This window comes from Bacteroidales bacterium, from assembly GCA_031276035.1.
GTDB lineage: Bacteria > Bacteroidota > Bacteroidia > Bacteroidales > BM520 > RGIG7150.
Genome location: JAISNV010000028.1, coordinates 88,245 through 101,522, shown reverse-complemented (window position 1 = coordinate 101,522; position 13,278 = coordinate 88,245). Strand labels below are relative to the sequence as shown.

The following is a 13,278-nucleotide window of genomic DNA, read 5'->3' as shown; positions in this document are numbered from 1 at the left end:
TAATGAACTTTTTTTATTCATACTCTCTTTTTGCAGTTATTACAAGACATTTTTTACCGGTTTCCGGTTCAATGCCTACGGATACATTGTTACGAGAATATTTTTGCAATTCATTATTTCCACCCCCATTACCATTGATTTCAATGTTCCATTTACTTTCATCAACAGCATCATTTTCAAATAAATCCTGCCAAACTAAAGCTTCCTCCGGAGAATTGGAATTTGTTTTTATATTTTCATAAACTTTTACATAATCAATATACATTCTTGCTTGATAATCATTTTCTTCATTTAATGCGGTAATATTATTTACATCATATACACCGGTAAAATGTCCGCCAGCAGCTATATTTAATAAAATAAAATATTCTTTATGAAAATATTCTCCGACAGGGAATTCACCATCATATACATTAATAAGTATTTCGTAATAAGGAGAATTGTTTGGTAACAGATTTAAATTTCCATCAAGTTGCGGATCAAGATACATTCGAATATAAGTTTCATCCCAGGTAAAAACGAAAAGATGAAAATCATCCTGTAAGCTCGAATTATAATTGTTGTTTATAGAATATGCGGGATGACCGCCGTTAATAACGGAACCCCAGTGTGTACCTCTCGATAAGAATCTATCTTGAGTATTTAGATTTATTCCTTCGGCATTTCCCATTTCCATAATATCAATTTCACCGCATTCCGGCCAATTGGCGTTAGTAGTGTTTACTAATTCGCTTCCGTCATTAGAATAACCGTTGAAATCGGCACCTAAAAGCCATATTGCCGGCCACAAGCCGTTTCCCGTTTTCGGCAATTTAGCATAAACATCCATTCTTCCGTATTTGAAGGAAAATTTATTTAGAGTATTTACCCGTCCGGATGTAATATTTTCAGTCAATACTAATATTGGTTCTTCGGGCTCTGTAGGATCATCGGGTGTTGTTGGTTCTTCCGGTGTCGGGCCTTCCGGCTCGGGAGGAATACGGTCGCAGGTTGCGCCTAAAAAAGAGATACTTAAAATAAACGCGAATAAAATTAGATGGCTTTTCATATGAGTAGATGTTTGGTGAAATTACAGATTAAATTTTGTTTTATAGAGTTTGTATCTCATTTTAGATTAAGCGAGTAATCAATATCATTAAGGGAATGTGGTTTTATTTCAGAAGTTTATGACATTGTTTTAAGTAACTGTTATTTTTTATTTTTCATAATTTACAAAAAAGAGGTTACTCTTTCGGGTAACCTCCTTATATAAATTATTAATTGTTTGTTACTCTTTTACAAATTTAATATTAGTTTGAGTATTATCGTTATTCATCAATTTTAAGAAATATACACCTTTATTAAGGGTTGAAATATTTACTTCGTTAGTAGCTGTTGATTGAAGAACGAGTTTTCCTGCAACATTATATATGTTGATTGATTTAACATTACTAATATCGGTAATGTTTATATAATCATTTGCTGGATTTGGATAAATGGTTGTTTTATTATTATCTGTGATACCATCGGGTTTTCTTTTCACATTGAATGTTGCGCTTTCTTCACATTCAAAAGTAGCATCACTTTCAAAAATAATGTTACCGTTGCTATGGATTAATTCATAATGACCTGCACCTTGAGTATTGTTGAAACCATTGCAACCGGAGTCGTATACGATAAATTTAATACAATCATCATTTTCAATAGAAATTACATGTTCGCGTAATACCGGTGTAGTGTTAGGTAATATTCCGTATGGGCCTCCGCTGGCTATTACAGTCATATCCGATGCGAATACTTTCCATGTAATTTGATGGCCGAATTTGTCTTGCCATAATTTTAAGGTAATATATTCCATAGGATCTTCAATTGCCGACCATTCGCCGTGCGTAATATTGATTGTTTTTGTTGTAGCACCGTTTTGCTCAATTGTAGTTCCATTAACTTTGATTATTGTTATTGTGAGTACTTGTTCTCCTGTGTTCACTCCAATCTCCATTTCAACCAATCCTTTTAAATATGAAGGGATACTTCCTTCCCATGTTTGAGTCGTTACAAATCCGTCAACATCTATTTCAAATTCTATTGAAGTAATTTCATCAACACCGCCATTTAATATTTCGATTTCTATCATTTCCGTATCTTCACAAGAGATACCTTCTTGTTGTGTTAATTCTTTTATTGCCGGATTTATCGGTTTGTCGCTGCCAATAATTATTTCAAGTTCATTTACAGTAATTATTTGATAATTGGTTTCAGCTACCCACGCTAAAAACTCCAAATCATCAACAATAACTTCAATTCCATTAGGACTACCAATAATATCAGGAATTTCATAGGTATAAGTTAATTCAACCAAAGATCCTTGAGAAATATCAGTTATTTCATCACCCCATGTATTTGTTATAATATCACGTAATGCGTGCATGTGATTGTATTGACCATTAATAACTTGTCCAGGATTATAACTCATCCCGGATTGACTACCCAAAATATTGTTTTGTAACATTGCTACTGTGACTTTATTAGATGAACCTGCACCATTGGCAGTATAGTAAACCTCAATGTTAATTGTTGCAATACGTGTTGCTGGATCAATGATACACACGCCTGCGATATTTGCAACCGCAGGTTGATTAAGCATAGTAGTTGCATTATTCCACCAAGCATTAGTACTTGGTGTGATTGTTGCTGTGCCGTTTCTGTTTAATGTACCTGCCGGATACCCGCCTATTGAAAAACCACTTGCGATTGTGGCTCCGTCTGAAGTGTTGAAATTAGGATAACTTGTAGAGGCATAACCACCGGTGTGAATATTTATTGCCCAGAATCTACCTGGGTTAGCATCTGCATATTGATTGGCATATAAATGACCTAAAGGACAATACTGGCAGTTTACGCCTGTAAATTCTTCCAAAAGAACGTTTTTGTTGCTGGGGTCCGTAGACACATAATTTTGTGCTGTTATTGTAAAACAACAACAAATTAGAATAAGTAATGATAAAAGAGTAAATTTTTTCATAAGACATTCATTATTAGTTGATAAATTAAATTTTAATAAAAAAGAATATTTACGCAAAGATAAATATCTTTTTTTTATTTGCAATGTGTTTGCCAAAAAAAATGTTAAAATTTTTTAGCTTTTTTTTATGCCAGTATTTTTTTCTTACTTTTGTAAACCTAAATAAATAAAATAAATAAATAATGAAACGAAATATATTTTTTATAACTCTTTTCTCTTTTATAATTTCCGTTTCTTTTGCCCAAAATAAAAATACTAATTGGAGCTATGGCGTTAAAGCCGGTGTCAATCTGTCGTTTATGAGTCGCGGCGATCTTGATAGAGATATTTTCTCTTCAGATGTAATGTTAGGCTTTAACGGAGGCTTTAAAGTAGCATATAACTTTACACCTGTAATTGGTATCTCAAGCGAATTAGTAGTTTCAACACAAAATTATAGTATGATATTTATTGCCGGATATAGTGATGAAGGTGAAAAATGGCTCGGTAATATTAGATATTATACAACAAATCTCTCAATTCCATTGTTATTAACAGTTAACATAAATCGGAATTTTACGGTGGAAGTTGGTGCCCAATATTCATATAAACTTTTTGTAAGAGACTTGCTGGATTGCCCATATATGGCCATTCTGATAACTTATCCGCATTATAGTTATAAAGAATTCAGTGCAAAAGTTTTTAATAGATCCGATGTATCCGGTATTTTAGGTCTGTCTTATAAGTTTAATAGTAAATTCGGTTTGAGTCTTAGATATATGCACGGATTTATCCCCGCTGTTGAAACAATTAAGTTTAATGTTGGCAAACCTGATAATGCTGCTAACGTATTAGAATCAATCGACCGTGATTTTAATCCGCTTCTTAGATCTGTACAACTTTACTTTGAATATACATTTTAAACTCCCGGATTCGGAACTCGAAATACTTTACAACGATTAATTGTTTGTTATTAACTGTTAATTGTTGTTTTTTTCTTTAACTTTGCAATTAAATTGAAATTAATATAATTATTTATAAAAACTTAAATACTATGGCATTAGAAATTAATGATAAGAATTTTGATGAATTCTTGAATGATGAAAAACCTTTGGTTTTGGATTTTTGGGCTCAATGGTGCGGTCCTTGTAAAATGATTGCTCCTTATATAGACGAATTGGCGGTTGAGTATAAGGATAAAGTGAATATAGGTAAAGTTGATATCGAGGAATCTCCTGCTATTACCGCAAAATACGGTGTGAGAAATATTCCGACCGTATTATTTATCAAGAAAGGCGAAGTTGTATCTAAACAGGTTGGTGCTACAAATAAAGCAGCACTCGCAGCTAAAGTTCAGGAATTGTGCTAGATAATAAAGCGGTACAACGGTTTAACTCGTTGGAATTCATAGTAACCCAATTGGTGGAAGGCTTTATGACAGGTTTGCATAAAAGTCCCTTCCACGGGTTTTCTGTTGAATTTGCCGAACATAGAGAATATAATCATGGGGAATCGGTAAAACATGTTGATTGGAAATTGTATGCTCGAACGGATAAACTCTTTGTGAAACGTTTCGAAGAAGAAACTAACCTTCGTTGTTACCTGCTGATTGACGACTCATCATCAATGTATTATCCGATAATGGATAATCCTACTGTTGATAATCCCAACAAAATTACATTCTCTATCTATGCTGCTGCTTGTATCACAAAACTATTACAACAACAACGCGATGCAGTCGGACTTTCTGTGTTCTCAGATAATATTGAACTTTTCACTCCGGTAAGATCTTCCATTGAACATCAAAAATTTTTATTTACCGAATATGAAAAATTGATTGAGAATTTTAAACTTTCGGATAAAAGAAAAACCGATGTAACAAATTCGATTCATCTTCTCGCAGAAAAAATACATAAAAGATCTTTGGTAATTCTATTTACTGATATGTTTGATGATAATGCCGACTTAAACTCGGTTTTCTCGGCTCTACAACATCTGAAATATAATAAAAACGAAGTCGTACTTTTTCACGTTGTTGATAAATATAAGGAAATAGATTTTAATTTTCCGGAAAAACCTACAAAATTTATTGATTTGGAAACCAACACGGAACTGAAAATTAATCCTAGATTAATTCGTGAAGAATATATTGATTTCCAGAAAAAATTTCATGAAGAAATCAAACTTCGTTGCCAACAATATCAAATAGATTATGTGGAAGCGGATATTAATACGGGATATAATAATATTATGCTCACATTTCTAAAAAAACGCCAGAAACTACATTAACTTTTCCCCATTTTCTTAAAAATTCAATTAAAAACACATCAAGTCATGAAAACACGAAATCTGCTAATAATCACAAGCGTGATTATTATATCAAGTCTAATATCGGCTTGTACACACAAAGATTCAACAAAAAACCAACAAAATGAATTCATTGAAAGTATTAATAATTTTGATGAGGTTTATTTCGGGTTGATTACAAGTTACACATCAGGTTTTATTTCCGAAAATCAGGATCTTCAAATTTCTTTCAATTCTGATATTAAATTGAAAAAAGTTTTTGGAGAGGTAATTCATTCTCGGGTTTTTAATATCAATCCTAAAATTAAGGGCGAAGTTTATTGGGTGGATGAACATACAATCGGTTATAAATTTGCTGAAAAGCCGCAGGCTGATAAAGTTTATAAATGTAAATTTAATTTGAAGGAGTTTATTGACAGTCCGACGAATCTTCCTGATTTTACTTTCGATTTTATTGTTAAAGCGCAGGATTTCAAAGTTTCGGAAGCCTTTTATCTTGCAAGCGATACGGATACTTGTACTCTTTCTTTTGAGTTGCAATTCGTAAATTCTGTGACTATCCAGGATGCTATAAAATTGATTGATAGTAATGTACAAAAGAAATATTCTTGTTATGCGGAACAAATCGGAAGTAAAAGAGTTAAAATTACCGTTCCTAATATTGTCAGGGCTGATAGAGAATATGCCTTTACAATTAATTTCAACGGCGAACCGATGAATATCAATAGTAAAGAAGAAAAGAAATATACAATCCCGGCAAAGTCCGAATTTAAATATCTTAATCATTCAGCAAAAAGCGGAACCAAAACCCTAACCGTTGAATTTTCAAATCCTTTGCATCCGAATTCAAATATTAACGGATTGATTTATATCTCCCAAACAGCTTCATATAAAACTCAAATTAATGATAATCTGTTGTCAATTGTTTTCGATAATATTAATGATCTTGCTAATGAAGAAATTTATTTGTATGTTGATGAAAATTTGAAAGATATTAATTCGAAAAAGTTAAACGATGATTTGAGTTTAAGTTTTGTTTTCACCGATTCGAATTTACCGTCAATAAATTGGCTTGACGATGGTTATATTGTTCCTGATAAAAGCGGTGCGACAATGTTTTTTGAAGCAGCCAATCTTCATTCCGTAATTTTAAGAATTGTAAAGATTTATGATAATAATGTTTTGGATTTTTTACAAGATAATAATTTTAGTGATACATATTATATAAGAAATGTAGGACGACTGGAAAGAAAAGTGAAATTAGCACTTTCTGCTGATGATTACTCGCAGAAGAAAGTTTACAGTATTCGTATTGCCGATTATGTTGATGTTATTCCGGGCGATCTTTTTCAGATTTCTTTGGATTATGATATGACTTGCTATGCAGTTGATTGTGATAACGAAATAGTAGGTAAAACTTATTATGACGACAAATATTGGGATAATGAATATTACGATTATAAATCATATTATTATGGACCTAATTGGTGGCAGGAGGAAAAAGATCCCTGCAGCCGTTCGTTCTATAATTATGTTGAAATAAAGAAAAATATTCTTGTTTCGGATATTGCCGTTACGGTAAAATACGCAACCGATGAGCTGGTAAATGTTTTCGTAAGAGGTATTAATAATGCCGAACCGGTTGCTAATTGCGATGTGCTTTTGTATAATTTTCAAAAACAGGTTATCGGGCAGGCACAAACCGATATGGAAGGTAAATGTAAAATTAAACCGGAGTCTGTACCTTATTTTGTTGAAGTGCGTGACGGCAAAACCAGCAAAGCATATATTAAACTTGATAAAAACCAGTCTCTTTCTTTGAGCAATTTTGATGTTTCGGGAAATTTGGTTAAATCTAATATTAACGGATTCATATACAGTAATCGTGATGTTTGGCGTCCGGGTGATTCCGTTAATATTAATTTTATTATTTCGGATATTCATAATACTGTACCTAAGAATTTTCCGGTAATTTTGGAAGTTTTTGATAGTCAGGGCAGATTAGTCTTGAAAAGAGTTAATAATTCTACAGTCGGAAATATTTATTCTTTTGCATTTGCAACAGTGCCTTCAGATCCTACGGGATTATGGTCGGCATACATTCATCTCGGCAATCAGAGCTTTCACAAGGGCTTACGTATTGAAACAGTAAAACCGAACAGATTGAAAGTTGATCTTAATCTTCCGAAAACAATATCATTGAATAGAGTTCCGAAAGTTAAATTAAATTCTGCTTGGTTAAACGGACTTCCTGCTTCAAACTTAAGCGCTTCCGTTGATGTCAAGGTTTCTTCAATAACAACATCTTTTAATGATTTTCCGGGATATTCGTTTAATAATGTTAGTGCTGATTTTATTCCTACCGAAGTAAATTTGGTTTCATCGTTGAAACTCAATGACAAAGGAAATGCGGATATAAATCTGGAAAATCTTTCTAAGTTATCTTTACCGGGATTTTCTAAAGCCGTTTTTATTACTAAAGTTTTTGAAGGTAACGGAGATTTCAGCATTTCCTCAACATCAAGCGTACTTTCTCCTTTCAAAAGATATGTAGGCGTAAAATTACCTGAACCGCAATCTAAATATTGGTCGTATTATTATACGGATCAAGATTGGACTTTCGATGTTGTGCTTGTAAACGAAGACGGGAAAATTGATGATGAGAATGCCGATTTGTCGCTAAGTGTTTATAAATTAGATTACTATTGGTGGTGGGATAATGATTATGAAAACCTTTCTAAATATGTAAACGGTACTTATAAACGACCTGTTAAGGGAGATGTAATAAGTATGAAAAACGGAAAATCGAAATTTGTTTTAAATTTTGCCGATAAAGATTGGGGAACTTATCTTATTGTTATCAATGATTATAAAGGTGGTCATGTTTTTTCCGAAGTCGTCAATTTCGATTATCCTTATTATGATAGAAATAAAAATATCAGTGACGCACCGGCAATTTTATCTTTAAAAACAGATAAAGATACTTATCAGGTTGGAGAAACAATTAATCTTACTTTTCCGGCAAATAAGGAAGCAAAAGCCCTTGTTTGTATAGAAGGTTCTTCAACTGTTATTGAGAGTTTTAATGTCTCTGATTTAAAAGAAGATGCTCTTGTGAAGATTGTTGCTACTGAAGCAATGTTGCCCAACGTTTATATAAATGTCATTCTTTTCCAACCTTATACTTCCGGTAATGATCTTCCTATAAGATTGTACGGAATTGTTCCGGTTAAGGTTGAAGATCCTGCAACAAAACTTCAACCTGTAATTTCAATGCCTAAAGAAACACAATCGAAAACAAATATTGATATTACTGTTTCCGAAACGTCCGGCAAACCGATGTATTACACTTTGGCTTTGGTTGATGAAGGAATACTCGGAATAACTTCATACAAAACTCCGGATCCGCATAAATATATCTTTTCAAAACAGGCATTGAGAATAAATACTTGGGATAATTATTCCGGAATTATTGATGCTTACGAAGGTGAGATGAACTCTGTTTTTGCTGTCGGCGGCGATATGGAGTTTAACGATATGGAAACAGCTTTATCTAAAAGATTTCAGGCCGTGGCTTTTTCGTACGGTCCATTTGAACTAAAAGCGAAAGCTAAAGACAAACATTCAATAGAAATTCCCGAATATATAGGCTCGTTGCGCGCAATGGTCATTGCATCCAATGATAAAAATGCTTACGGAAGCACTCAAGAGAATATTATTGTAAAAGATCCGATTATGATTATGCCTACGGCGCCGAAAATCGTTTCTCCAAATGATGAATTTATAGTTCCGATTCAGGTTATTGCTCCCGACATGATCGGCAAAAATATTAACATCAGTCTTTCAACAAACAAACTCAACATTATCGGTAAAAATTCAATGTCGGTAACAACTAACAGTAATGGAGAAGCTACAGTTGAGTTTACTTTGAGAGTCCCGAAAGTTTCCGGAAATGCCGAACTAATTATCAACGCTTCTGCCGGAAATGTTGGTGCCGAATCAAAAATAACTATTCCTATCAGGATGCCTTTCTCATTAAAGCAAACTGTTGTAATGGAAAAAGTAAATCCGAAATCTACAAAAACAATAGATTTGTCTTTCAATGGAATTGATGGAACTACAGGCGGACAAGTTACTTTGAACACTCTTATTCCTCTCGATTTGTTCTCTCATCTTGATTTTCTAATAGGATATCCTCACGGTTGTTTGGAACAAACTGTTTCTAAGGCTTTTCCTCAGCTTTATTTGGATTATTTTATAACTTTCGATGATGCAAAGCAGAAAGAAATAAAGCTTAATGTTGAAGCTGCAATTTCCAAGTTGAAAAATTATCTTCGTAATGATAATTCTATGACCAACTGGATGGGCGGCAGTTATGTTGTACCTTGGACAGAAATTTATGCTTCGCATTTTCTTATTGAAGCAAAGAACAGAGGTTATAATGTTCCGGACGATATGCTCTCAGGCATAATGAAATATCACGCCAACAAAGCTAAGGCTTGGAATTACAACGTCGATTATCCGACTTCGGACGTTTATCAGGCATATAGACTTTTCATACTTGCATTAAATAATACTCCTGAAACGGGAGCAATGAACAGGTTTAAAGAACAAGAGAATCTGCAACAATTATCCAAAGTAATTCTTTCCGCTACTTATGCTCTTTCCGGAAAAACAAAAATTGCACAGGATATTTTCGCGGAAGTTAAATTGGAACCTAATAAAATGATGTCGGATTGGTATATTTCTTACGGAAGTTTCAGCAGAGATTTCGCATTCTATATTTATGCCGAAATGTTGATAAACGCTGATGAAGAAATTGTTCGTCAAGATATTCTGAGTTTAGCCGGTGAGTTCGGCAAAAATCAATGGATGTCGACTCAGACAGCGGCCTTTAATCTATTCGTACTTGGGAAATATGCCGAAAAACATAATCTCACAAAATCGGATTTAGTTGCTAATCTCACCATTGATAATAAAAATTATCAGATAAATACAAATAGATCTTCTATAGTCTTTGATTTCGTTCCGAACGAAGATAGCAAAATAGAAGTGGAAAATCTTTCTAATGATATGATTTACGCAAGTGTTTATGCTAAAGGTTATGTTGCTGAATATGATACGATAGAATCAGGCGCTTACATTAATATGAGCGTAAATTATTATGATAAATCGGGGCAACTTATTAATCCGAAATCATTGGCAAAGAATACGGAATTTTATGCAGAAATAACCGTTGAAAATAATGATAAAAGATATCGTATTACCGATAATGCATTAACATATCTTTTACCCGGTGGCTGGGAAATTGTAAATAACAGAATGTTCGATGATTATTATGATCAGAATATCAGATTTATTGATATTCGCGATGATAGAGCATATTATTATTTTGATTTAATGCCCGGTGCGAAATTGAAATTCAGAATCAGTCTTGTAGCCGTACACTCAGGTAAATATACGGTTCCGCAGGTTCGTTGTGATGATATGTACAATAATGAAATTTTCTATGTGATTCCTGCAAGGAATATTGAGGTAAAATAGTTTAAATAAGAAATGAAAAACAGTAAGGCATTATTGATAATTTTTTCAGTATATCTTGTCTCGCTCTTACTTTTTCTATGTATTCCTGTTCCGAAGTTTAATAAACCGTATTCGACAACTGTTTATTCTTCAGACGGAAGACTGTTGAGCGCTAAGATTGCTGAAGACGGACAATGGCGTTTTCCGCCGTCGAATGTTTTGCCTGAAAAATACATTCGCTGCTTAACGCATTACGAAGATAAATTGTTTTTCCATCATTCCGGAATAAATCCCGTCTCAATATTTACTGCTGCCAAGGATAATATTCAATCAAAAAAAGTTATTCGCGGCGGAAGCACAATTACAATGCAAGTGGTTCGACTTTCAAGAGACGGCAAAGAACGAACTTTTAAAGAAAAAATTATTGAAAGTATTTTAGCTTTACGACTTGAGGTAAGGTATTCCAAAAATGAAATTTTGCAATTATACGCTGCCAATGCTCCCTTCGGGGGAAATGTTGTGGGCTTGGATGCCGCTGCCTGGAGATATTTTAATACTTCCGCAGATAGATTAACATGGAGCGAATTAGCTGTTTTAGCTGTTTTGCCGAATTCCCCGGCGCTTATTCATCCCGGAAAAAACCGTGAATTACTTCAAATAAAAAGGGATAAATTACTCTATGGTCTGATTGATTCCAAATCATACCTTCCGAAAAAGTATCAAAAAGTAAAAAACTTCTCCGAAGATGATTTCGACTTAGCAAGTTTGGAAAAAATTCCGGCTGCTCCGTACGATTTGCCGATGCATGCTTTTCATTATTCAATGACATTCGGTAAATATTTCGATCAGAAAAAAAATCATTCCGATATTAATTATGATTTGCAAATGGATATAATTAATATAATTTCAAATCATTATAAAATAAATTCAGCAAACGGAATTGAAAACGCCTGTGTTTATGTTGTCGATTATATTGATGAGAAAATTGTTTCTTATGTGGGAAATTATTTGAATGCGAATGATGCGGGTATGGTTGACATGATTATGGCGCAGCGTTCTACAGGTAGTATTTTAAAGCCTTTTTTGTATTCGAGTATGCTTGATGCCGGCGAATTACTGCCGCAAATGATAATTCCGGATATTCCTATAAATATATCGGGATATACTCCCAAAAATTACTCGGGCGAATATCTTGGAGCTGTTACTGCCGATGAAGCTTTATTTAAGTCGCTGAACATGCCTTTCGTATATTTATTAAGAAGTTACGGAGTAAATAAATTTTATGATAAATTGAAGAAATGCAAACTTTCCGGATTGAAATTTTCTCCTGAGCATTATGGATTATCTTTAATTCTGGGAGGTGCCGAAGCAAGTCTTTTTGATATTACGAATACTTATGGCTCAATGGCACGGAAACTTTATTGTTCGGTTAACTCTTTAGACTTGAAAAATAGTTTCTTATTTGATCCGCCGTTTTCACCATCTGCAATTTCTCTTACTTTTCAAGCATTGCTTAACGTCAACCGGCCAGAACAGCAATTAGGTTGGCAGAATTTTCATTCGGGGAAGAGAGTTGCATGGAAGACAGGCACAAGCTTCGGATTGAGAGATGCTTGGAGCGTTGGAGTTGTTGATAGATATGTTGTAGGTGTTTGGATTGGTAATTCGGATGGGGAAGGAAGACCCGGATTAACAGGTGTTGGTGTTGCGGCTCCGGTTATGTTTGAAGTTATAGATAAATTGAATAAGGGATACGGTTTTGTTTCTATTACCGATGATGCCGTTGAAGTTGAAGTTTGCTCTGTATCCGGTTATCCGAAATCACTAAATTGTGAAGAAACGAAAATTATAACAATTCCCGATTGCGAAGTTCATACGGGAGTTTGCCCTTATCATAAGAAAGAATTTCTTGATGATACGAAACAATACAGGGTAAAATCTACTTGTACCGAATTAGATCCGAACAATTTCGAAATTTATTATGTTTTGCCTCCGGTAATGGAATGGTTTTACAAAAAATCGCATGCCGATTATATTTCTATGCCTCCTTTATTGGCCGGTTGCCACTCGAATAATGATCAAATGATGTCGTTTATCTATCCTGATCAAGGTACAACCGTTATAATTCCAGTAGGAATAAAAGGCGACAGGCAACAGGTTATTTTCGAAATAGCACATCGACAACCAAATACTACTATTTTTTGGAATCTCAATGACGATTATTTAGGTAAGACAAAACATTTTCACCAAATGCCTATTATTACTACGCCGGGTAATTACATAATGCGTTGTTCCGATGAGTATGGTAATGTAATTATGAGAAAGTTTAGCGTTAGGAATTAGAACCGGAAGATTAAGATTGAATTTTTTTGAGAAAGAATAAAAGATTAAATATATCTGTCTTTTAGCACTTAGCCGGTGATGACTAATAGGTCTGAGAATACGGAATCCAAAACTATAAAAAACTT

At 33.8% G+C, this 13,278-nt stretch carries 7 protein-coding genes; 5 read left to right on the top strand and 2 right to left on the bottom strand.

Translation table 11 applies throughout. From position 1 onward, the window contains the following. Positions 1–13: 13 nt before the first annotated feature. Together LBP67_07065 and LBP67_07060 are read right to left on the bottom strand one after the other, a co-directional pair. Positions 14–1,048, bottom strand: coding sequence for a glycoside hydrolase family 16 protein (locus LBP67_07065; protein MDR2084737.1), 1,035 nt, complete (start codon positions 1,046–1,048; stop codon positions 14–16). Between the two features lie 219 nt (positions 1,049–1,267). Further along, entirely contained in the window at positions 1,268–3,001 is a 1,734-nt protein-coding gene (locus LBP67_07060) for an Omp28-related outer membrane protein (GenBank protein ID MDR2084736.1), read from the bottom strand. 182 nt (positions 3,002–3,183) lie between these two features. On the opposite strand from LBP67_07060, the gene LBP67_07055 reads away from it, so the two are divergent. From LBP67_07055 to pbpC, 5 genes are all read left to right on the top strand, one after another. Further along, a complete protein-coding gene (locus LBP67_07055; GenBank protein ID MDR2084735.1) occupies positions 3,184–3,903 on the top strand; it encodes a PorT family protein in 720 nt (239 codons plus the stop codon). Positions 3,904–4,034: 131 nt separating this feature from the next. Then, a complete protein-coding gene (trxA, locus tag LBP67_07050) occupies positions 4,035–4,349 on the top strand; it encodes a thioredoxin (protein MDR2084734.1) in 315 nt (104 codons plus the stop codon). Beyond that, complete coding sequence (locus tag LBP67_07045; protein ID MDR2084733.1) at positions 4,343–5,269, top strand: DUF58 domain-containing protein; 927 nt, start codon at positions 4,343–4,345, stop codon at positions 5,267–5,269. The genes trxA and LBP67_07045 overlap by 7 nt, the downstream gene beginning before the upstream one ends. A 45-nt stretch (positions 5,270–5,314) precedes the next feature. After that, complete coding sequence (locus tag LBP67_07040; protein ID MDR2084732.1) at positions 5,315–10,831, top strand: hypothetical protein; 5,517 nt, start codon at positions 5,315–5,317, stop codon at positions 10,829–10,831. A 12-nt stretch (positions 10,832–10,843) separates the two neighbouring features. Next, entirely contained in the window at positions 10,844–13,153 is a 2,310-nt protein-coding gene (gene pbpC, locus LBP67_07035) for a penicillin-binding protein 1C (GenBank protein MDR2084731.1), read from the top strand. Positions 13,154–13,278 lie beyond the last annotated feature (125 nt).